Origin of the sequence: Pseudomonas allokribbensis, from assembly GCF_014863605.1 — a bacterium.
GTDB classification, from domain to species: domain Bacteria; phylum Pseudomonadota; class Gammaproteobacteria; order Pseudomonadales; family Pseudomonadaceae; genus Aquipseudomonas; species Aquipseudomonas allokribbensis.
On sequence record NZ_CP062252.1, the window covers coordinates 3,541,160 to 3,562,704 of the forward strand.

The 21,545-nt window shown below is 61.6% G+C and carries 22 protein-coding genes; 12 read left to right on the forward strand and 10 right to left on the reverse strand.

Annotated elements, in window-relative coordinates:
* Positions 1–10 precede the first annotated feature (10 nt).
* The 3 genes from IF199_RS16040 to IF199_RS16050 all read right to left on the reverse strand — a co-directional run bounded on the left by IF199_RS16040 (position 11) and on the right by IF199_RS16050 (position 3,611).
* On the reverse strand, positions 11–772 hold the full coding sequence (locus tag IF199_RS16040; protein WP_096821481.1) for an SDR family NAD(P)-dependent oxidoreductase: 762 nt from the start codon (positions 770–772) through the stop codon (positions 11–13).
* A 16-nt stretch (positions 773–788) separates the two neighbouring features.
* Positions 789–2,453, reverse strand: coding sequence for an AMP-binding protein (locus IF199_RS16045; protein ID WP_096821482.1), 1,665 nt, complete (start codon positions 2,451–2,453; stop codon positions 789–791).
* Between the two features lie 141 nt (positions 2,454–2,594).
* Positions 2,595–3,611 carry an AraC family transcriptional regulator gene (locus tag IF199_RS16050; protein WP_102620046.1) on the reverse strand — a complete coding sequence of 339 codons (1,017 nt, stop codon included), beginning with the start codon at positions 3,609–3,611 and terminating at the stop codon, positions 2,595–2,597.
* Positions 3,612–3,831: 220 nt separating this feature from the next.
* Here IF199_RS16050 and efeU point away from each other — a divergent pair, with 220 nt between their 5' ends.
* Genes efeU through efeO (IF199_RS16070) form a run of 4 tightly spaced genes read left to right on the forward strand, consistent with a single transcriptional unit; the run spans position 3,832 to position 8,051 of the window.
* Entirely contained in the window at positions 3,832–4,680 is an 849-nt protein-coding gene (gene efeU / locus IF199_RS16055) for an iron uptake transporter permease EfeU (RefSeq protein WP_192558071.1), read from the forward strand.
* Between the two features lie 8 nt (positions 4,681–4,688).
* Positions 4,689–5,888: an iron uptake system protein EfeO gene (gene efeO, locus IF199_RS16060; RefSeq protein WP_192558072.1), complete on the forward strand. Its 1,200-nt coding sequence runs from the start codon at positions 4,689–4,691 to the stop codon at positions 5,886–5,888.
* A 17-nt stretch (positions 5,889–5,905) separates the two neighbouring features.
* Positions 5,906–7,204, forward strand: a complete 1,299-nt coding sequence (efeB, locus tag IF199_RS16065; RefSeq protein WP_192558073.1) for an iron uptake transporter deferrochelatase/peroxidase subunit — start codon at positions 5,906–5,908, stop codon at positions 7,202–7,204.
* A gap of 22 nt (positions 7,205–7,226) precedes the next feature.
* Complete coding sequence (gene efeO / locus IF199_RS16070; RefSeq protein WP_096821487.1) at positions 7,227–8,051, forward strand: iron uptake system protein EfeO; 825 nt, start codon at positions 7,227–7,229, stop codon at positions 8,049–8,051.
* A gap of 63 nt (positions 8,052–8,114) precedes the next feature.
* On the opposite strand, the gene pssA is transcribed toward efeO (IF199_RS16070), so the two are convergent.
* On the reverse strand, positions 8,115–9,458 hold the full coding sequence (gene pssA, locus IF199_RS16075) for a CDP-diacylglycerol--serine O-phosphatidyltransferase (RefSeq protein ID WP_096821488.1): 1,344 nt from the start codon (positions 9,456–9,458) through the stop codon (positions 8,115–8,117).
* Between the two features lie 235 nt (positions 9,459–9,693).
* Between pssA and IF199_RS16080 the strand changes: the two genes are divergently transcribed.
* Together IF199_RS16080 and IF199_RS16085 are read left to right on the forward strand one after the other, a co-directional pair.
* Positions 9,694–10,260 carry a TetR/AcrR family transcriptional regulator gene (locus IF199_RS16080; protein WP_192558074.1) on the forward strand — a complete coding sequence of 189 codons (567 nt, stop codon included), beginning with the start codon at positions 9,694–9,696 and terminating at the stop codon, positions 10,258–10,260.
* Between the two features lie 52 nt (positions 10,261–10,312).
* Positions 10,313–10,792: a nuclear transport factor 2 family protein gene (locus tag IF199_RS16085; RefSeq protein WP_192558075.1), complete on the forward strand. Its 480-nt coding sequence runs from the start codon at positions 10,313–10,315 to the stop codon at positions 10,790–10,792.
* 42 nt (positions 10,793–10,834) lie between these two features.
* Here the strand turns inward: IF199_RS16085 and sfnG are convergent, their stop codons facing one another.
* A complete protein-coding gene (gene sfnG, locus IF199_RS16090) occupies positions 10,835–11,929 on the reverse strand; it encodes a dimethylsulfone monooxygenase SfnG (protein ID WP_192558076.1) in 1,095 nt (364 codons plus the stop codon).
* Positions 11,930–12,185: 256 nt separating this feature from the next.
* Here sfnG and IF199_RS16095 point away from each other — a divergent pair, with 256 nt between their 5' ends.
* Positions 12,186–12,965: a TSUP family transporter gene (locus tag IF199_RS16095; protein ID WP_027611974.1), complete on the forward strand. Its 780-nt coding sequence runs from the start codon at positions 12,186–12,188 to the stop codon at positions 12,963–12,965.
* Here the strand turns inward: IF199_RS16095 and nudC are convergent.
* The 3 genes from nudC to IF199_RS16110 form a co-directional block, all read right to left on the reverse strand.
* Positions 12,933–13,763, reverse strand: coding sequence for an NAD(+) diphosphatase (gene nudC / locus IF199_RS16100; protein ID WP_102622655.1), 831 nt, complete (start codon positions 13,761–13,763; stop codon positions 12,933–12,935). The two genes, IF199_RS16095 and nudC, sit on opposite strands and share 33 nt — an antisense overlap.
* 6 nt (positions 13,764–13,769) lie before the next feature.
* Positions 13,770–14,582, reverse strand: a complete 813-nt coding sequence (locus tag IF199_RS16105) for a crotonase/enoyl-CoA hydratase family protein (RefSeq protein ID WP_192558077.1) — start codon at positions 14,580–14,582, stop codon at positions 13,770–13,772.
* An 82-nt stretch (positions 14,583–14,664) separates the two neighbouring features.
* Positions 14,665–15,438, reverse strand: coding sequence for a class I SAM-dependent methyltransferase (locus IF199_RS16110; RefSeq protein WP_192558078.1), 774 nt, complete (start codon positions 15,436–15,438; stop codon positions 14,665–14,667).
* Between the two features lie 157 nt (positions 15,439–15,595).
* Here IF199_RS16110 and IF199_RS16115 point away from each other — a divergent pair, with 157 nt between their 5' ends.
* From IF199_RS16115 to pncA, 4 genes are all read left to right on the forward strand, one after another.
* Complete coding sequence (locus tag IF199_RS16115; RefSeq protein ID WP_192558079.1) at positions 15,596–16,129, forward strand: tetratricopeptide repeat protein; 534 nt, start codon at positions 15,596–15,598, stop codon at positions 16,127–16,129.
* A 62-nt stretch (positions 16,130–16,191) separates the two neighbouring features.
* On the forward strand, positions 16,192–16,677 hold the full coding sequence (locus IF199_RS16120; protein ID WP_141401792.1) for an RNA polymerase sigma factor: 486 nt from the start codon (positions 16,192–16,194) through the stop codon (positions 16,675–16,677).
* The gene (locus tag IF199_RS16125; RefSeq protein WP_102622656.1) at positions 16,674–17,432 is read left to right on the forward strand and encodes an anti-sigma factor family protein; all 759 of its coding nucleotides are present in this window, start codon (positions 16,674–16,676) and stop codon (positions 17,430–17,432) included. The genes IF199_RS16120 and IF199_RS16125 overlap by 4 nt, the downstream gene beginning before the upstream one ends.
* Before the next feature lie 51 nt (positions 17,433–17,483).
* Positions 17,484–18,110 carry a bifunctional nicotinamidase/pyrazinamidase gene (pncA, locus tag IF199_RS16130; protein ID WP_192558080.1) on the forward strand — a complete coding sequence of 209 codons (627 nt, stop codon included), beginning with the start codon at positions 17,484–17,486 and terminating at the stop codon, positions 18,108–18,110.
* Positions 18,111–18,149: 39 nt separating this feature from the next.
* Here the strand turns inward: pncA and IF199_RS16135 are convergent, their stop codons facing one another.
* Both IF199_RS16135 and IF199_RS16140 read right to left on the reverse strand, forming a co-directional pair.
* Positions 18,150–19,451, reverse strand: coding sequence for an ATP-binding protein (locus IF199_RS16135; RefSeq protein ID WP_192558081.1), 1,302 nt, complete (start codon positions 19,449–19,451; stop codon positions 18,150–18,152).
* A gap of 4 nt (positions 19,452–19,455) precedes the next feature.
* Positions 19,456–20,157, reverse strand: a complete 702-nt coding sequence (locus IF199_RS16140) for a response regulator (protein ID WP_007960391.1) — start codon at positions 20,155–20,157, stop codon at positions 19,456–19,458.
* 220 nt (positions 20,158–20,377) lie between these two features.
* On the opposite strand from IF199_RS16140, the gene IF199_RS16145 reads away from it, so the two are divergent.
* Complete coding sequence (locus IF199_RS16145; protein WP_096821498.1) at positions 20,378–21,535, forward strand: efflux RND transporter periplasmic adaptor subunit; 1,158 nt, start codon at positions 20,378–20,380, stop codon at positions 21,533–21,535.
* The last annotated feature ends 10 nt before the right edge of the window (positions 21,536–21,545 follow it).

A 21,545-nucleotide genomic window follows, 5' to 3' on the forward strand; every position in this document is an offset into this window, starting at 1 on the left:
GAAATCCTCCTTATTTGGCGGCCATGCGCAAGGCACCGTCGAGACGGATCACCTCGCCGTTGAGCATGCTGTTTTCAATGATATGCCGCACCAGCGCGGCGTACTCGGCCGGTTTGCCCAGGCGTGGCGGGAACGGCACGCCAGCGGCCAGCGAGTCGCGCACTTCCGGGGTCATGCCGGCCATCATCGGGGTTTCGAAAATGCCCGGGGCGATGGTCATCACGCGGATGCCGAAGCGCGCCAGTTCACGGGCGGCAGGCAGGGTCAGGCTGGCGATGGCGCCTTTGGACGCGGAATACGCGGCCTGGCCAATCTGGCCGTCGAATGCAGCGACGGAGGCGGTGTTGATGATCACGCCGCGTTCGCCATCGGCGTTGGCTTCGCTTTCGGCAATCGCTGCCGCTGCGAGGCGCAGCATGTTGAAGCTACCGATCAGGTTGACGTTGATCACCTGCGCGAAGCTCGCCAGCGCATGCGGGCCGTTCTTGCCGAGGATCTTCTCGCCCCGGACGATACCGGCGCAGTTCACCAGACCATTCAGGCTACCGAAAGCTTTTACCGTAGCCTGTACGGCGGCTTCGGCGGCGGTTTCGTTGCTGATGTCGGCCACTACGCTTTGCGCACCGAGGCGTTGAGCCTGAGCGGCGACGGCTTCGGCGTTCATGTCCACCAGCATCACTTTGGCGCCGGCGGCAACCAACAGCTCAGCGGTGGCTGCACCCAGCCCGGACGCACCGCCGGTGACGATAAAAACCTTGTTCTCGATCTGCATGACTGTTTCCTTGGATTCAAGCTGAAACGTTGTGCGCCGCAGCCTCTTGAGCCTTGGCGATTTCCTGGTTGCGCAAGATAAAGCGCTGCAATTTGCCGCTCGGGGTTTTCGGCAACTCGCTGACAAATTCGATTTCACGGGGGTACGAATGCGCGGCCAGACGTTTGCGCACGTGCTGACGCAGTTCTTCAGCCAGCGCTGGTTCGGCGCGGTATTGCGGGTTGAGCACGACGAAGGCCTTCACCAATTCGGTGCGCTCCGGATCGGGTTTGCCGACCACCGCCGCTTCGACCACCGCCGGGTGCTCGATCAGTGCACTTTCCACGTCGAACGGGCCGACGCGATAGCCGGAAGTGGTGATCACGTCGTCACTGCGGCCGACGAAACTGATGCTGCCGTCCGGGTTCCACTCGACGGTGTCGCCGCTCAGGTAGTAATCGCCGACGAAGGCCTTGGTCGGTGCACCTTCGTAACCGGCGAACCAGCACATTGGCGATTGTGTGCGGTCAATGGCGAGAATGCCTGGCTGACCGACGCCGAGTTCGTTGTTCTGCTCGTCGAGCACCACGATGCGATGGCCCGGCGAAGCAAAACCGGCGGCGCCGAGGTGGATCGGGTGTTCGAGGCCATGGTGATTGCACAGCACCATGCCCAGTTCGGTCTGGCCGTAGTGGTCATGAATGACCACGCCGAGGTTGTCGGCGAACCAGCGGATCACTTCCGGGTTCAACGGTTCGCCGGCGCTGCTGACGATGCGCAGCTTGCCCTTGATCGATTTGGCGAACTCATCGCCACCGGCAATCAACAGGCGATAAGCCGTAGGCGACCCGGTGAGGTTGGTGATCCCGTACTTGTTGATGACCCGGCAGGTGCTTTCGAGGGTGAACGGGCCATCGTAGAAGGTGATTGGGTGGCCCATCGACAACGGGCCGGTTACGCCAAAATAAATGCCATAGGCCCAACCCGGATCAGCGACGTTCCAGAACGCATCTTCCGGTCGCAGATCCACGGCGTCGCGGGTGTAGCTCTGGAACGCGACGACAGCCTTGAGCGGCACCGACAGCGCTTTCGACGGGCCGGTGGTGCCCGAGGTGAACATCAGCAGGAACGGGTCTTCGCCGGTCAGCATCACCGGTTCGCAGACATTGGAATGGTTGGGCAGTTCGGCCCAGAAACTGAAATCGCCACGGACAATGCCCTGGCCTTTCGGGCCGCCGACGGTGACCAGCGTCGGGCAGTCGGCGACTTCACTGAGCTTCGGCCGGTTGACCGCATCGGTCACCACCACTTTTGCGCCGGAACTGTTCAGGCGATGTTCGAGGGCTTTCGGGCCGAACGCGGTGAACAGCGGTTGATACACCGCGCCGATGCGCCAGGTGGCGAACACGGTGATCAGCAATTCGATATTGCGCGGCAGCAGGCCGGCGACCTTGTCGCCTTTCTGCACGCCCTGGGCGAGAAGGAAATTGGCGAAGCGCGCGGCTTTGTCCTGCAGATCGCTGAAGGTGTAAGTCGCACTGGCGCCATCGCGGCCCTCCCAGAACAGCGCGATGCGCCCCGGCAAGGCGTGACGGTCACAACATTCGACGCAGGCGTTGAGCGCCTCGAGCGTGCCGCTGAGTGCGGCGTCCACGGTGTGCTGATAATCAAACTGCTGGGTGGCAGACAAGTAATCGCGCATTGCCAGAATCCCTCTGTGTTTTTATTAGGTTGGGGAACCGTAAACAACATAGGAATACTCGCGCCGCACGCCGGCGGCGGCAATGGTCAAAGCCCTCAAAGTGGATGACTGGTTTGGCCAAGGCTTGCGTCGAATCGAGGATCAGACCGCTTCGTTGAGGATCAGGCTGCGGTAATGCCCAGGATTGGTCCCCGACCACTTGCGAAACGCCTTGTAGAACGAGCTCGCGTCGGCAAACCCCAGGCGTGTGGCGATGTCGACAAAACTGATCGAAGGCTCCGCCAGCCAGATGATCGCCAGTTCCTTGCGTACGCTGTCCTTCAAACCCTGATAGGTCTGCCCTTCTTCGGCCAGACGCCGACGCAGGGTCGAGGCGGACATGCACAGCTGCTGGGCCAGGGCTTCGGTTTCCGGCCACTGTTCGGCGGGCAACTGACGCAGATCCTGCTTGATGCGGCTGGCGAGGCTTTCCGGGTCGCGGTACTTCACCAGAATGTTGGCCGGCGCATGGGCGAGGAAACGTTTCAACTCCTCGGCACTGCGCTTGATCGGCAGATCCAGCACCTCGGCGGCGAAGATCATCCGCGTGCGTGGCCGATCGAAGCGCAGATTCTCGGAGAACATCACCCGGTAGTCATCGCAGAAGTCCGGCGCCGGGCAGCGCAATTCAATGGCCAGGATCGGAATCCGCCGCCCCGCGAGCCAGCAGGCCACGCCGTGGACGATCATCCAATAGGTGAAATAGGTGAAGGCGCGGCGCGGTTCAGGATCGTCCTCCAGCAGGACGATCTCCGCCAGGCTTTGCTGGTGCACCAGTTGCGCCGGCATGCGCTCAAGCATCAGCGACAGGAAATTCAAACCGGCGCTCAAACCGGCAGCCAGATTCGGCTGGGCCATCGCGCTGCGGCAGAGGAATTCCAGGCTGCCGGACTTCAGCTTGCGCGGGTCCATGCCAAAGAACTCGTCATCGCCGCGCCGCGCCAGCAGTCGCCACAACCGTGCGTACTGGCTGGCCGGGACGCGGGCGTCATCGGTGGGCAGCAGCGCCGGATCGATGCCGACCTTGTTCAAGACTTCTTCCGTGGCCACGCCCGGGGCACAACTTTGCAGCAGTGCTTCGCGCACCAGTTGAATGGCGATGGTGTCTTTTTCCGACATGGATCGAGGCAAATCCTGTTGTTGTTCGGGTGGCAGGCATCTTAACGCAGCTGCTCTGGCACGGCTCGCTCCATCCGGGAATGTCCGTTGCGTATTTGAGAATGGTTGATCTTCAAGCTTGTTCAGCTACCGTTCAGGTAAATGTCAATGAGTGCCATGTGAGAATGACTTTCATTATGTTACAACTTGTAACCTCATTTCGTTACACAGTGGATGCCGAATGCTCGTTCCCTTTCTGATCATGCTGCGTGAAGGCATTGAAGCCGCGCTGATCGTTGGCATTATCGCCAGCTACCTGCAACAGACCGGCCGTGGCCAATGGATGCCGGCGGTGTGGATCGGCGTATTTCTCGCCGCTGCGCTGGCGCTGCTGGTGGGTGGTGGCCTGGAACTGGTCAGCGCCGAATTCCCGCAGAAACAGCAGGAACTGTTCGAAGGCGTGGTCGGCCTCATCGCCGTGGGCATTCTCAGCTCCATGGTGTTCTGGATGCGCAAGGTCGCGCGTTCGATCAAGCATTCGCTGCAAGCGTCCCTCGATCATGCGCTGACCGCTTCGAAACATCAGGTCATCGCGCTGATCGCCATGGTGTTTTTCGCCGTCGCCCGGGAAGGACTGGAAACCGTGTTCTTCCTGCTCGCCGTGTTCCAGCAGAGCGAAGGCCCGGGCGCGCCGATCGGTGCCCTGCTCGGCCTGATCCTGGCCATCGTCGTCGGTTACCTGATCTACAGCGGCAGCATGCGCCTGAATCTGTCGGCGTTCTTCCGCTGGACCGGGCTGTTCATCCTCGTGGTCGCCGCCGGGATCCTCTCCAACTCGGTGCAGGCACTGCATGAGGCCGGGGTGTGGAACCACCTGCAAACCGTGCTCTTCGATTTCAGCGCGACGTTGCCGATGGACGGCCCGCTGGGCTCGGTGCTGGCCGGCATGTTCGGTTATCAGGATGCCCCGACCGTCAGCACCCTCGGCGCCTACCTGATCTACCTGGTGGTGGCGCTGGTGATGTTCTTCTATCCGGCCTCCGCCCCTGCGCCCAAAGCCGCCGCTTCGAATTCCGCTTCCAGCCAATAAGGGCCTCCATGTCAAAGCCTAATATTCCTCAGGCCTCCCCTCCCCGCGCCTTGCGCTGGGCGGTGGCCGGTTCCGTGGTCGTGATGATCGCCGCCGGTGGCCTGTTCTACTACGCCTCGAAAATGGCTGCGGCCAAGCGTCAGCACAACCATGACGAAGTGGTGGTCAACATCCACCCCGGCAGTTGCGAGCCCAACGAGCTGAGCGTGCCGGCCGGTCGTGCCAGTTTCCGCATCGTCAACCGCTCCGATCGGGCAGTGGAATGGGAAATCCTCGACGGCGTGCTGGTGATCGAAGAGCGCGAAAACATCGCGCCGGGCCTGAGCCAGGTGATCAACGCCAACCTGCAACCCGGCGATTACGCCATCACCTGCGGCCTGCTGAGCAACCCGCGCGGCGTGCTGCATGTGACGCCGACCGCAGCCTCCGATGCCGCCGCCAAGGCCAAGCCGTCGATGGTCGCTTTCGTCGGGCCGCTGTCGGAGTTCCGCGTTTATCTGGCTACCCAGAGCAGCGCGCTGATCAGAGCCGTCACGGCGCTCAATCAAGCAATTACCAGCGGTGACCTGGCCCAGGCTCAAGCGGCGTACTTGCCGGCCCGCGCGGCGTATCAGCGTCTGGCCCCGGCTGCACAACGCCTGGCCGAGCTGGACAACAGCATCAACGCCCGCGCCGATTACTTCGAGAAACGCGAACAGGATCCGGCCTTCGTCGGCTTCCACCGCATCGAGTACGCGCTGTTCCAGCAACGCAGCCTCGACGGTCTGTCGCCGGTTGCCGAACGCCTGTTGGGCGACGTCACCACGCTGAAACAACAGTTGCTGGCCCAGTCGCTGCCACCGGAGCAACTGGTGGAAATCCTCGTGCGCAACCTCAACACCCTGGCCGACGTGCGCGCCGCCAGCGGTGAAGAGGAACGCTACAGCCACGGTGACCTCAACGGTTTTGCAGCGAATCTGGAGACCGCGCACAAAGTCGTCGAACTGTTGCGCCCGATGCTGAGCAAATCCGCCGTCGACCTGCTGCCGAAAATCGACAGCGCGCTGACTGATTTCGATACCACGCTGAACGGCTTCAAGGTCAAGGATGGCTACGCCAGTTACGACACCGTCAACGGTGAGCAACGCAAGCAGATCGCCGACAAGGCCAAGGCTCTGGCCGACGCCCTCGACGCCATTGATCCCGCCCTCGGCCTCTCCGGCCTGTAAGTAGAAGACGACTACCGATGAACGATTCCGAACACTTCAACCTGCAACGTCGCCGCGTACTGATGGGCATGGGCGCCGCCGGTGTCGCACTGGCCGGTACCGCCCTGAGCTGCCCGGCGATGGCCGCAGCGCCTGCGCAAGTCACCGAAGCGCCGAGCAGCGACAAGACCCAGGATCACCACGACTTTCATGGCGCGCACCAGACCGGCATCGTTACCCCGCGTCCGGCGTCCGGCATGCTGGTGTCGTTCGATGTGCTGGCCAGCGACCGCGAAGACCTCGAACGTCTGTTCCGCACCCTCAACGAGCGCATCGCGTTCCTGATGAAGGGCGGCCCGGTGGCGCAGATCGACCCGAAATTGCCGCCACCGGATTCCGGCATCCTCGGCCCGGTGGTCACACCGGACAACCTGACCATCACCGTGTCGGTGGGCGAATCGCTGTTCGACGAGCGTTTCGGCCTCGCCTCTGCCAAGCCCAAGCGCCTGATCCGCATGGTCGGCTTCCCCAACGACGCGCTGGAAGCCGATTGCTGCCACGGCGACCTGAGCCTGCAGTTCTGCTCCAACACCGCCGACACCAACATCCACGCCCTGCGCGACATCGTGAAGAACCTGCCGGACCTGCTGCTGGTGCGCTGGAAGCAAGAAGGCAGCGTACCGCCGCAAGCCCCGGCCAAACCCGGTGTGCCGGCGCAATCGGCGCGCAACTTCCTCGGTTTCCGTGACGGATCGGCGAACCCGGATTCCAACGACGGCAAAGCCATGGACCGCATCGTCTGGGTGCAACCGGGCAGCGACGAACCGGCCTGGGCCGTTCACGGCAGTTATCAGGCGGTGCGGATCATCCGCAACTTCGTCGAGCGCTGGGACCGCACGCCGTTGCAGGAGCAGGAAAGCATCATCGGCCGCGTGAAAACCACCGGCGCGCCGATGGGCGCCAGCCATGAGACCGAAGTCCCTGATTACAGCAAGGACCCGGAAGGCAAGCTGACCAAGCTCGACGCGCACATCCGCCTGGCCAACCCGCGCACCGCCGCGAGTCAGGCCAACCTGATCCTGCGCCGCCCCTTCAACTATTCCAACGGTGTGAACAAGAACGGCCAGCTCGATATGGGCCTGCTGTTCATCTGCTACCAGGCCGATCTGGAAAAAGGCTTCATCACCGTACAGACCCGCCTCAACGGCGAGCCGCTGGAGGAATACCTCAAGCCGGTCGGCGGCGGTTACTTCTTCACCCTGCCGGGTGTTACGGGCGACAAGGATTTCATCGGTCGCTCGCTGCTCAACGCTACCCAACCAAAAACAACTGCATAGCATTCAACAGGAGCCGCCCCCCATGAAAAAGACGCCCATCGCGTTATTGCTGACCCTCGGTCTACTCAACACCCCGCTGTCGGCGTTCGCGGCGACCGCGCCGCTGGATCTGGTCGGGCCGGTTTCGGACTACAAGATCTACGTCACCGAGCAACTGGACCAACTGGGCACCCACACCAAGCAATTCACCGATGCCGTGAAAAAGGGCGACCTGGCTACCGCGCAGAAGCTCTATGCACCGACCCGCGTCTACTACGAGTCGATCGAGCCGATTGCCGAGTTGTTCAGTGACCTCGATGCATCCATCGACTCCCGCGTCGACGACCACGAAAAAGGCGTGAAGGCTGAAGACTTCACCGGTTTCCACCGCCTCGAGTACTCGCTGTTCTCGGAGAAGAGCACCCAGGGTCTGAACGATCTGGCCGACAAACTGGATAAAGACGTCCAGGACCTGCAGACCCGCGTCGCCGGCCTGACCTTCCCGCCCGAGAAAGTCGTGGGCGGCGCTGCCGCCCTGCTGGAAGAAGTCGCTGCCACCAAGATCTCCGGTGAGGAAGACCGTTACAGCCACACCGACCTCTATGACTTCCAGGGCAACATCGACGGCGCGAAGAAAATCGTCGACCTGTTCCGTCCGCAGATCGAGAAACAGGACAAGGCCTTCGTGGCCAAAGTCGACAAGAACTTCGCCACCGTGGACAAGATCCTGGCCAAGTACAAGACCAAGGACGGCGGCTTCGAGACCTATGACAAAGTGAAGGAAAACGACCGCAAGGCGCTGGTGGGCCCGGTCAATACCCTGGCGGAAGACCTGTCGACGCTGCGTGGCAAGCTCGGTCTGAACTGAGTTCGGCGCATAAAAAAATCCCCCGGACGCGTCCTGCGTTCGGGGGATTTTCGTTTTCCGGTCTTACAGAATCCGGTACAGCAAACGCTCGACCCGTACCCGGCTCACGCGCTTGAGGAACTTGGCTACCCCGCTCGGGTAATCCGGCAAGGCTTCCAGATCCTGGAATCGTGCGATTCGCTGGGTGTGCTCAAAGATGTTTTCCAGCTCCAGACGCCGAGGCTCCAGCCACTCGCCTTTCGGGTCATCGATCAGCAGCGCGTTTTCCAGATCGAGACGGAACGCCCGCGGGTTGAGGTTGTTGCCGGTCAGCAGCGTGTAGCGCTGATCGATCCACATGCCCTTGAGGTGATAGCTGTTGTCGCCCTCACGCCACAGATGCAGGTTCAACTGACCGCTGTCGATGTTGCGCTGATGGCGCTTGGCGAAACGGCGCAGGCTGATCTCGTAGAGATACGGCAGCGCGGCGATCACCTTGAACGGCTCGGTCGGCGGAATATAGAAGTCGTTGGCCGTCTTGTCGCCGACCACGATGTCGATCTTCACGCCGCGAGCCAGCGCCCGGTTGATCTCGCGGATCACCCCCAGTGGCAGGTTGAAGTACGGCGTGCAGATGGTCAGTTGCTTCTGGGCGCTGGCGATCAGCTCCAGAATCACCCGGTTCAGCGGGTTGTTCTTGCCCACACCGAGCAACGGGCTGACGGACAGGCCGGTATGCGCCGTGCTGCCGGCGCTGGTGTCGTACGTCGCGTATTTGAGGCGGCTGCGCAGGTCGCCGATGTCGTTGCGCAGGCTGCGGGTGGTCGGCAGGTTTGGCAGGTCGAGGCGATGCACCGCTTTGGATTCGATCAGGCCGTGCTTGACCAGATGGTGCATCGAATCCGCCAGTTCCCGGCTCTGCAGCACGTGATAACGGTCGAAGCGGTACTTGTCGAACTTGTGCAGATAGACGTTGTTCAGGCTCGCACCGCTGTAGACCACGCAATCGTCGATCACGAAGCCTTTGAGGTGCAGCACGCCGAACAGCTCACGAGTCTGCACCGGCACGCCGTAGACCGGCACCACGCTCTGGTGGGTGCGAGTCATTTCCTGATACCAGGCCGAGTTACCTGGCTGCTTGCCGGCACCGATCAAGCCGCGCTGGGCGCGCAACCAGTCGACGACCACAACGATTTCAAGCTCGGGACGCTTGAGTTTGGCGGCGTGCAAGGCATCGAGGATTTCCTGACCGGCTTCGTCATTTTGCAGATAGAGCGCGACGAGGTAGATGCGCTGGGTCGCCTGGGCGATTTTCTCCAGCAGGCAACGACGGAACTCGGCGGCGCCGGACAGAATGGTCACGGCCTCGGCGGTCAGCGGAAAGCTGCGCAACTTGGGCAGCAGAGAGCGTTTGAAAAGCAACGGCATAGGGCTCGCAATGGGTCGAATCCGAAGAACCCGAGAGCTTACACCATCAACTCCTTCGGGTCTTCCCGCCTGATTGATCGTTCCCACGCTCTGCGTGGGAATGCAGCCCGGGACGCTCCGCGTCCCTTCCAGAGCTGGAACGCGGAGCGTCCCTTGAGGCATTCCCACGCAGAGCGTGGGAACGATAAATAAAAAACATTTGACCAAGGAGAACGATCGTTCTACTGTTCGCCACATGAACGAAATCACCAGCAACGACACGACCCGCGACATCATTCTGGATGTCACCGAAAAGTTGATCTACAAAAGTGGCATCGCCGCCACCGGGATGGATCTTCTGGTGAAAACCGCCGGTGTCTCCAGAAAGAGTATCTACCGCTACTTCGCCAACAAGGAGGAGCTGACCGTCGCCGCCCTGCAGCGCCGCGACGTGCGCTGGATGCACTGGTACAGAAGCGCCGTCGATCAGGCCGAAACCCCGGCCGATCGCCTGCTCAACCTGTTTACCGTGCTCAAGGGCTGGTTCGCCTCGGAAGGCTTCCGGGGCTGCGCCTTCATCAATACCAGTGGCGAAACCGGCGATCCGCAGGACCCGGTGCGCCAGGTCGCCAAAGACCACAAACAGAAGCTGCTCGACTACGTGTGCGAGCTGTGTACCGAACATGGTGCCGAGGACCCGCAACTGCTGGCCAAACAGTTGCTGATCCTGATTGACGGCGCCATTACCGTAGCGCTTGTGATGGGTGATCACAGTGCCGCCGATAATGCGCAATGCATGGCGCGAAAGTTATTGGACCTGTAAAGCCTCAATAAGCGACAAGTTGTTCAATCGTTAATTTGATCGGGAGACAAACATGTCTACTGCAGCCGAAGTGCGTCCGCCATTGCCACCCTTCAACCGTGAATCGGCCATTGAAAAAGTTCGTCTGGCCGAAGATGGCTGGAATTCCCGCGACCCGCACCGCGTATCGCTGGCTTATACCCTCGACACAAAATGGCGCAACCGCGCCGAATTCGCCAACAACCGCGAAGAAGCAAAAGGCTTCCTGACCCGCAAATGGGCCAAGGAACTGGATTACCGCCTGATCAAGGAGCTCTGGGCGTATTCCGACACCCGCATCGCCGTGCGCTACGCCTACGAATGGCACGACGACTCGGGCAACTGGTTCCGCTCCTACGGCAACGAAAACTGGGAGTTCGACGAGCACGGCCTGATGTTCCAGCGTTATGCCTGCATCAACGATATGCCGATCAAGGAAAGCGAGCGCAAGTTCCACTGGCCGCTGGGCCGGCGCCCGGATGATCATCCGGGGCTGTCCGACCTGGGTCTGTAATTAAGCCGTCGATCCTTCCTGCAGATTGTGCAGGAAGGGTCTTCAGGCCACTTCGGCGCTGTGCTTCAGCGTTGCTTTGGCTTCCAACTCCCGCACCAACGGCAACACTCGCTTGCCGAAATACTCCACCTCTTCCTGAAAGTGCAGGAACCCCGCCAATACCAGGTCCACTCCCACCGCTTTCAACGCCACGATCCGCTCGGCAATCTGCTGCGGCGTGCCGATCAGATTGGTCTTGAAGCCATCGTTGTACTGCACCAGATCTTCAAACGTCGATTTCGCCCAGTTGCCCTCGCCCTCCGGCGACGCCCTGCCCGCCTGTTTCGCCGCATCACCAAAGGCATTCACCGCTTCCGGATCCGCCTGATCGATGATCTGTGCCAACACCGCTTTGGCTTCTTCTTCGGTATCCCGGGCAATGACAAACGCGTTCACCCCGATTTTGACTGAATGATGGTTCGCTGCCGCTTTGGCGCGAATGTCATCGACCTGGGCCTTGATGCCTTCGACGCTGTTGCCGTTGGTGAAATACCAGTCCGACACCCGTGCCGCCATGTCCCGCGCCGCACGGGAGCTGCCGCCCTGAAAGATTTCCGGCCGGCCCAGCGGTTTCGGTTTGAGGCTGTAGTTGTCGAAACGATAGAAGTCGCCACGGAAGGTGAAGTTGTCCTGACTCCAGATCCCTCGCAATGAACGGATGAACTCTTCCGAGCGACGATAGCGCTCGTCGTGCTCCAGCCAGTGTTCGCCGATGGCCTGGAACTCGCCCTTGAACCAACCGCTGACGATGTTCACCGCGATCCGGCCGTTGGTGAGTTGATCGATGGTCGCCAACTGTTTGGCCGCCAGCGCCGGTTGCCACGGGCCGGGCAAAATGGCGGCGATGACTTTGAGCTTGCTGGTGGCGGCGAGCAGTGCATGACTGAACGCCACCGATTCATGCTGGAACTCGGCGCCGTAGCCGGCGGTGAAGCGGATTTGCGTCAGGGCATATTCGAAACCCGCCGCCTCGGCCAGTTGCGCCAGCTTGCGGTTGTAGTCGATGCCCCAGTCGGTACGTTGTTCGATCTTGCTGACCACCAGCCCACCGCTGACGTTCGGCACCCAGTAGGCAAATTTCACGGCTTGCTGACTCATTGGCGTGTCCTCGGGACAGTTGATGAAGGTGAGAGAGGTAGAGCAGCAAGCGTGCCAGCCTCGATAGCCCGGTTTTATTGAGGCTTCAGGTGATCGGAATGCATGACGGGAGGGTGATTTGTTGTGTGCGTGTTGGCTGGGCAACAGTTGAGCAGTCGGTGCCCGGGCCTTATGGGTCGCCGCAACACCCGGAAATGAGTAACATGACTGCCCTCCCCGCAGCCCAGCTCTGCAACCTGCCGAATAAGCCGATTCCATGCCTTTCGAACTCAGCGTTGACCTCACTACCTTGGCCGTTCTGGCCCTTGTCGCTTTCATTGCCGGATTCATCGACGCCATCGCCGGCGGTGGCGGCCTGTTGACCACACCTGCGTTGCTCACCGCCGGTCTGCCGCCACATCTGGTGCTGGGCACCAACAAGTTGAGTTCGACCTTCGGCTCGGCCACCGCCAGTTTCACCTTCTACCGGCGCAAGCTGTTTCACCCACGGCAGTGGATGCATGCCATCGTCGGCACGCTGGTCGGTGCGCTGACCGGCGCCATCGTCGCCCACTATCTGCCAGCCGAGTGGCTGAACAAGATGTTGCCGGTGATCGTCTTCGCCTGCGGCCTGTACCTGTTGTTTGGCGGTACGCCGAAAGCACCGCTGGACAGCGATGCACCGATCAAGAAAAAGTGGCAATCGACCCAGGGCTTCAGCCTCGGTTTCTACGACGGCGTGGCCGGCCCCGGCACTGGCGCCTTCTGGACCGTCAGCAGCCTGCTGCTGTACCCGATCGATCTGGTCAAGGCCAGCGGCGTGGCGCGCAGCATGAACTTCGTCAGCAACATTGCGGCGCTGTCGGTGTTCGTGTTTTCCGGGCAGGTGGACTGGATCATCGGCCTGAGCATGGGCCTGTCGGTGATGGTCGGCGCGTTCTTCGGGGCGCGCACCGCGATCAGCGGCGGCGCCAAGTTCATTCGTCCGGTGTTCATCACCGTGGTGCTGGGGTTGACCGTGCGTCTAGCCTGGCAACACTGGTTCAGCGTGGCCTAAGCGCCGCGCCACGTAGACGTCGATCAGGTAACGGGCAATCGATTTTGACGCCGGCAACGGCGGCAAATCGTGCACGTTGAACCACTGGGCGTCCTCGATCTCGTCTTCCTGACAGACAATTTCGCCGCCGGCGTATTCGGCATGGAAACCCAGCATCATCGAGTGCGGGAACGGCCAGCACTGGCTGCCCAGGTACTGGATGTTCTTCACTTCGATGCTGACTTCCTCTCGCACTTCGCGAATCAGGCAATCCTCGGCTGACTCCCCAGGCTCCGCAAACCCCGCCAGCGTGCTGTAGACCCCGGTGACGAAACGCGGCGAACGCGCCAGCAGCACTTCATCGCCACGAGTCACCAGCACGATCATGCTCGGCGAAATGCGCGGATAGCTGCGCAGGTCGCACGGCTGGCAATACATCGCCCGCTCCCGTGGCACTTGAGTCATGGCCTGACCGCAGTTGCCGCAGAAACGGTGTTCACGGGCCCACGTCCCGATCTGCGCCGCATAACCCAACACTTTGTAGATCGTGTGATCGCCGTCGAGCATGAACGCCCGCAAGCCTTTCCAGTTGCAGCCCGGCATCTCGCTGGCGCTGCGCAGTTCCAGCAGGTAGACCGGCTCGCCATCGAGATGGCCGATGCCATGCTCGGCAAGGATCGACAAGTCCTGACGCTTGAGCCATTCCCGGGGGAACAGCACGCCGTTGTCATCGAACAGAAAACCCTCGGGGCTGCGCGCGACGGCCCAGCCGCCCGGTTGATCGGTGTCCAGTACTGCGGTGGTCCAGCGAGATGTCATGGTTTCTCAATCCAGAAATTCGGGTTTCTGTTTGCTCATATGGGCGGCCATGGCCACGCGCAAGTCGGTGGATTGCAACATGGCGGCGTTCCAGGTGGCAACGTACTCCAGACCATCGTCGATACGATGGTCACGCATGTAGCTGATCATTTCCTTGGTGCCGGTGACCGCGATCGGCGACTTGCCGGCGATGTCCCGGGCAATGTCCAACACGCCTTCGATCAGGCTGTCCTTGTCGCTGTAAACGCGGTTGACCAGCCCGATGCTGCGCGCTTCGTCGGCGCCAAAGGTGCGACCGGTGTAAGCCAGCTCACGCAGCATGCCGTCACCGATGATCCGTGGCAACCGTTGCAAAGTGCCTACGTCAGCCGCCATACCGATATCGATTTCTTTAATAGAGAATTGCGCATCTTCGGCGGCGTAGCGCATGTCGCAGGCCGCGATCAGATCGATGGCACCGCCCAGGCAATAACCCTGAATCGCCGCGAGCACTGGTTTGCGGCAGTTGTCGACGGCATTGAACGAGGCTTGCAGGGTCAGTATCTTTTTGCGCAGCAGGCGCGCGTTGCGGCCGACGTCCTTGCCCAGCTCATTGGCCACGCCGGCCAGCATCATCAGGTCGATGCCCGAGGAAAAGTGTTTGCCGGCACCGCTGAGCACCACCACCCGCACTTCGTCGGTGTCGTCGATCCACTGGAACACCTCGACGATTTCGCTCCAGAACGCGGCGTTCATCGAGTTGATCTTTTCCGGACGGTTGATCTGCACATGGGCGATGTTGTCGGCCAGTTCGACGCTGAAGGCGGTGTATTGAGTCATGGCAGAAATCCTTTACCGGTCTGAAAATGAGGCCTGAACTATATCAAGGCCTCAGAACGACGGTTCGGCCAAATGCAGGACTCTAGCCGCCCTTCACCGCCACGAACGCGGCAGTCTCGTAAGGCACGGTCATCACATCCCTGCCCCGCAGCTCGGGATCGGACGCGACCAGCGCCCGCAGCTGCTCATCGATCCGTGCACGCTCGGCATCCGGCAGCGCCGCGATGAAACTGGTGGAACGCACCCGGTTGAAAATCACATCCTCCGGCGAGCCCGTATGACCATGGTGAAAATGCTGAGCCTGCAACGGCCCGAACGCCGGGTGCGGAAACACCTTGCGCCAGGCGCCGGTGTAGTAGCGCGGCGTGTCGCCTTCCTGAGCGTTGACGATGGCATCGAGCTTCGGTACCCAGCCGACCTTGGTGTCGCGCAGGTTCCAGATCAGCCCGAGCTTGCCGCCGGGCTTGAGCACCCGGGCGATTTCGTCCAGTGCCTCGGTGCTGGCGAACCAGTGAAAGGCCTGGGCGCAGACCACGGCGTCCACCGAGGCATCGGGCAATGGCAAATCGGTCGCCATGGCGCTGACGGCCAGCACGTCCGGCCAGTTGGCAGACAGTTTTTCCAGCATCTGCGCCACCGGCTCCACGGCAATCACCTGGGCACCGGTCGCCACCAGCCGTCCGGTGAACTTGCCGGTGCCGGCACCGAGGTCGATAACAGTCTTGTGGCCATCCAGGTCCAGTGTTGTCGTCAGCCATTCGGTGACCGCCGGCGGATAGTCCGGCCGGCCTTTGATGTACGTGTCGGCCGCGGTCTTGTAACCGGCGGCAGCCGAGTGGTGAACCTGATCTTTCATGGCGCGACTCCCAATGTGGAACGGCGGATCGACGACAGACGTCAGGAGCATAGCGCTCGGGTTTGCGCTTTCCTTGAATGGCACCTGACAAAGCAATGAATAAAACTTCACCTTGCGGTGTTCAACATCAGACATGACCCACTATGGAGCCTTGCCCATGACTTTCCGTTCCGTTATGTTCGCCGCCCCGTTGCTGATGGCCACGATGTTGTCCAGCCCTTTGGCCCTGGCCCACGGTGATGAAGACGAGCCAGTGCAGAAACCCAACTGCCCGAAAGGCCAGGTGCTCGACAGCAAGACGCAGAAATGCGTCAGACAGACCAGCAGCCTGGTGCCGGACGCCGACCGCACCGACTACGCCTATCGTCTGGCCAAGGACGGTCGCTATGAAGAAGCCCTCGCCTTGCTCGACACCCTGAAACAGCCGAACACCGCCAAGGCGCTCAACTATCGCGGTTATGCCACGCGCAAGCTGGGCCGAACCGACGAAGGCATCGGTTATTACCTGCAATCGGTCAAGCTTGATCCGCAGTACGCGCAAGTCCGCGAATACCTGGGCGAGGCCTATGTCATCAAGGGTCGCGTCGATCTGGCGCAGGAACAGTTGCAGCATATCCAGAAGATTTGCGGCACAACCTGCGAGGAATACCGGGACCTGGCCGAAGCCATCAACGATTCATCGAAAACCTGACACGACACGCGGAGGCGAACATTTTCAGCGATCAGGCATTCAGAGCCGAACTCGGACAACACCTGGCGCGCCTGTGGCGCTACGGCTTGCTGCTGTCGCGCAATCGGCACGTGGCCGAGGATCTGGTGCAAGCCACTTGCGTGCGGGCGCTTGAACGTTCAGGCCAGTACGTGGCCGGCACGCGCATGGATCGCTGGCTGCTGAGCATTCTGCATTCGATCTGGCTCAATGAAGTGCGCGCCCGCCGGGTGCGCCAGGGCCAGGGTGTGGTGGACGCCGACAGCCAACTGACGTTCGACGGCGAATACGCTGCGCAGACTCACGTGATGGCGGCGCAGGTGATCCGCCGCGTCGATGCGCTGCCGGAAACCCAGCGCGAAACGGTGTATCTCGCCTACGTCGAAGGCCTGTCCTATCGCGAAGTCGCCGAGATCCTGCAAGTGCCGATCGGCACGGTCATGAGTCGCCTCGCCACCGCACGCCTGAAACTGGCCGAATACCCGCCGCTGCAAGCGGTACCGAACACCCCCGCAGGAGACCGGCAATGAATACGCCTTCGGACGAGCAACTGGTGGCGTATCTGGACGATGAACTGGACCGCGAACAACGCAGCCAGCTCGACAGCCTCATCGCCGACGATCCGCTGCTTAATCTTCGGGTGCAGTGGCTGAGCCGCAGCAACCTGCCCTATCGCGACGCCTACGATGAACTGGCCCGACAGGCACCGCTTGATCGCCTGCAAGCGCGACTGGATGCCGCGCCCTCCCCGCAGCGGCCCGGTTTCAGCCGGCGCTGGTTTATCGGCGCGGCGGCAGCGGGCATGGTGCTCGCGGGTGTCGCGGCGGATCGTTTGTTCCTCGGCTGGCAAGCGCAACAATCGCACAACTGGCGCGAGCTGGTGGGCGATTATATGGCGCTGTACGTACCGCAAACCCTTGAGCATCTGGCCACCGACGAAGCCTCCGAGCTGGCGCAGTTGCGAACTGTCGATGCGCGGCTGGGCCTGAGTCTGTCGCCGGCGAAACTGAAACTGCCCGGTGCACAGTTCAAGCGTGCGCAACTACTCGAATACGACGGTGTGCCGATTGCACAGATGACCTGGCTCGACGCCACCCATGGCCCGCTGGCACTGTGCGTCACGCGCTCCAACAGCGGCAGCCAGCCGCTGGCCCATGAACGCCGGCACGGGATGAACGTGGTGTACTGGACCGAACGCGAACACGCGTGGATGCTGATCGGGCATAACCCGGCCACCGAGCTGGAAGGTCTGGCAAAAATGTTTAAAGAGCGGCTGAGCACATGAGCCAGCCAGTCACTATGCTTGGCGAGTGATTATCCAGGGAGGAACCCTTACATGGCGATTTCACCGCGTACTGCATTGCTGGTCATCGACGTCCAGAACGACTTCACTCCCGGCGGCCAACTGGCCGTGCCCGAGGGTGACCAGATCGTCCTGCTGATCAACCGTCTCGCCGAGCAGTTCAAGCAAGTGGTCATTGCTCAGGACTGGCACCCGGCGGGTCATGCTTCATTTGCGTCAAGCCATCCCGGCCGTCAGCCCTACGACGTGATCCAACTGCCGTACGGCGAACAGACCCTCTGGCCGGATCACTGCATTCAGGGCACACACGGTGCCGAGTTTCACTCGGGTCTCTACCTGCCCCACGCGCAACTGATCATCCGCAAGGGCTGCAACCCGGACATCGACAGTTATTCGGCGTTTCTGGAAGCGGACCGTGCCACCACTACAGGACTGGCGGGTTATCTCAAGGAACGCGGTGTCGACACGGTGTACATGGTCGGGCTGGCGCTGGATTTCTGCGTGATGTTCTCCGCGCTGGATGCGCGGGCGGCGGGGTTCAATACGTTTGTGGTGCTGGACGCCTGTCGGGCGATCGATATGAATGGATCACTGGCGTCGGCGATCGAGCGGATGCAAGTGGCCGGGGTCGGGTTGATTCAATCCACTGAATTGCTCTGATCACCGATCGCTCCCGCGCCATGCGCGGGAGCGATCGAATCAAACCGGGGTCGGCAACCAAAGCCTGAACCGCGCTCCGCCCAACGGCGAACCTTCCACGGTCAACGTCCCACCCTGCGCTTCCAGCGCCCGACGGCTGATCGCCAGTCCCAGGCCAAACCCGCCGGTCGCTCGGTCGCGGCTGCGATCCAGTCGATAGAACGGTTCGAAAATCCGCTCCCGCTCGTCTTCCGGGATACCGATGCCATCGTCATCCACCCAGATCTCACAGCCTTTCGGGCAGACCTGAACACCGATCTGAATACGTTTTTCGCAGTAACGCATGGCGTTGCGCAGCAGGTTCTGAATCGCGCGGGCGGTCAGGCGCGGGTCGAGGGAAAAGCGTTCCAGCTGGTTGTGCAGCAGCACATCGATGACGATTTCCGGGGACTCCAGCTCCTCGTCGACGCTGCCCAGAATACTGTCGATGAACTCGTCCAGCGCCACTTCGACCTGCTCCGGCAAACGCGCCGGATTCTGCAGGCGGCTGTAGGACAGCAACTCCAGCACCAACTCATCCAGTTCACGAATGTGCGCGACCAGTCCTTGCAAGCGTTCGCGACTGGTTTGCGGCAAATCATCGGACAGCGCCAGCGCCAGGCCGAAGTCCAGACGAGTCAGCGGCGTGCGCAGTTCATGGGACACCGCGTTGAGCAAATCACGCTGCTGGTTGAGCAGGTTTTCGATGTCGCCGGCCATGGTGTCGAACACCGTGGCCAGGCTACCGATGTTCGAACTCGAGCCGATTTGCGTACGCTCGCTCAAGTGGCCTTTACCGAAGCGTTCGGCAGTGCCCTTCAGGCGTTCGAGATCGCGCCAGTGCGGCCGCAGCCACAGCAACAGGCACGCCAGCAAACTCGCGCCGATCAGGACGTTGATGCTCCAGTACAGCAAGTTCACGTCCATCGGGTCCGGCGGCACCACCATTTGCACGGCCACCTGGTCGTTCAGCGGCGTCACCGCCAGCGTGCGCCAGCCCCAGTCGCCGATGCGCACCACGTTTTCGCCACGACGCAGGCGTTCTTGCTCAATCGGGGTGAAATCGGCGTTATCGATGCGGGCGAGGACGATGTGCAGCGGCTGGAAATCCTTGTCCATCGACGCCGCGACCGCCGGCCACTGATCCTGCGGCACCGCGCGAAACTGCTTGGTGATCAGCGATTGCAGGCCCCGGGAATAGTCGAGGTTGTAAGTGACGAACCGATCCCTGAACGCCATCACCACCAGATCCGGCACCAGATAGATCGCCGCGCTGTAGGAAACGATCGTCACCAGATAGAGGCGAAACAGGATTCTGAACATCGACTCAGCATTCCCACTCGGAACGACTGAACAGATAACCCTTGCCCCACACGGTCTTGATCTTGCGCGCTTCGCCCGCGTGGTCGTCGAACTTGCGTCGCAGTTTGGAAATCGCCACATCCACCGAGCGGTCGGTGCCGTTGAACTCTATGCCGCGCAGGCGTTGCAGGATCTGGTCGCGGCTCAGCACTTCACCGGCGTGACGGGCCAGCACCACCAGCAGGTTGTATTCGCCGCTGGACAGCTCGACCGGTTGTTCGCGCCAGGTCACAGTGCGCTCCGACAGGTCGATGCACAGGTTGCCCATCAGGATGCGGTCGTTGGCGGTCATCGGTTCGCCGAGGCTGCTGCGGCGCAGCAAGGTGCGTACCCGCGCCAGCAAAACCCTTGGCTCGCAGGGCTTGGTGACGTAATCGTCGGCGCCCATTTCCAGGCCCAGTACCTGATCGTGGCTGTCGTCGCGGGCGGTGAGCATCAGGATTGGAAGCGTTGCCGAGTCGGCGCGCAGCAATCGACAGACCTGCAAACCGTCGAGGCCCGGCAGCATCAGATCGAGAATCACCAGGTCCGGCGGATTGAGCCGCGCCCGTTCGCGCACATGGTCGCCACGACCGATCACGCTGACGGAGTAACCGTTGCGTTCCAGGTAGCTGGAAATCAGTTCGGCGAGGGCGGTGTCGTCTTCGACCAGGAGGATGTTGGGCATTGATGATCCAGAAAGTGCTGTGGCGACTGGCAGGGGCTCTTCGCGGGCTTGCCCGCGAAAGCTGCATATCTGTCGCAATAAATTTCAAGGCGTAAAGGATATACGCCCTCACTCGTCCCTGAGCAAAACCCTTACACAATTTCACACAGCACCTACAAAGCTTCACCGCTACCTTCGGTGCCTGGCCGTAGGATGCGCAGATCAATATTGGGGGTTGTACATGTCGAAGAATCTGCTGGCCGGGCTCGGTCTGATCGCATTGGCGCTGACGCTGAGTGCCTGTGGTAAATCCTCAAGCACTGAGGAACAGGCGCCACCGGCCACCGTGCGGGTCGAAACCCTTGAGGCACGCCCCCTGTCGATCAGCAGCGAACTGAGCGGGCGCATTGCCGCGCCGCGCATTGCCGAAGTCCGCGCCCGGGTGGCCGGTGTCGTGCTGCAACGCACCTACCGCGAAGGCAGCGACGTGAAAAAGGGCGACGTGCTGTTCCGCATCGATCCGGCGCCATTCAAGGCTGATCTGGACAGCGCCGAAGCCGCCCTGCGCAAAGCCGAGGCCAATGCGTTTCAGGCAAAACTGCAGGAGCAGCGTTACGCCCAGTTGATCGATGACAAGGCCATCAGCGCTCAGGACTACGACAACGCCCGCGCCAACGCCCGGCAGACTGCCGCCGACGTCGCCGCCAACAAGGCTGCCGTGGAACGAGCGAAGCTGAACCTCGGTTACGCCACCGTCACCGCGCCGATTTCCGGCCGCGTCGGCCGTGCGCTGGTGACCGAAGGCGCACTGGTCGGCCAGAACGAAACCACGCCCATGGCGCTGATCCAGCAACTGAATCCGATCCACGCCGACCTCACCCAGTCGACCCGTGAATTGAATGAGCTGCGCCGGGCCTTCCGTTCCGGCCAGTTGCAACAGGTCGGCCAGGATCAGGTCAAGGCCACGCTGATCCAGGACGACGGCAGCCTCTATCCGTTGCCGGGCAAGTTGCTGTTCAGCGATATCACGGTCGATCCGGGCACCGGTCAGATTATTTTGCGCAGCGAGTTTCCCAACCCGGATCTCGATCTGCTGCCCGGCAGCTACGTTCGCGTGCGTCTGGAGCAAGGCGTGATCCAGCATGGCCTGACCGTGCCACAACGCGCGGTACAGCGTGACAGCGCCGGTGTGGCGCAAGTGCTGACCGTCGACGATCAGATGCGCGTGGCCCAGCAGCCAGTGCAGCTCGGCGCGGTGCAGAACGACCGCTGGATCGTCACCGGCGGCCTCAAGCCTGGCGACCGCATTGTCATCGAAGGCCTGCAACACGCCCGTCCGGGTGAAGTGGTGCAGATCGACGACACCCCTCTTCCACTTGCCCAGACCTCTGGTCAGTAAGCAGGACGCT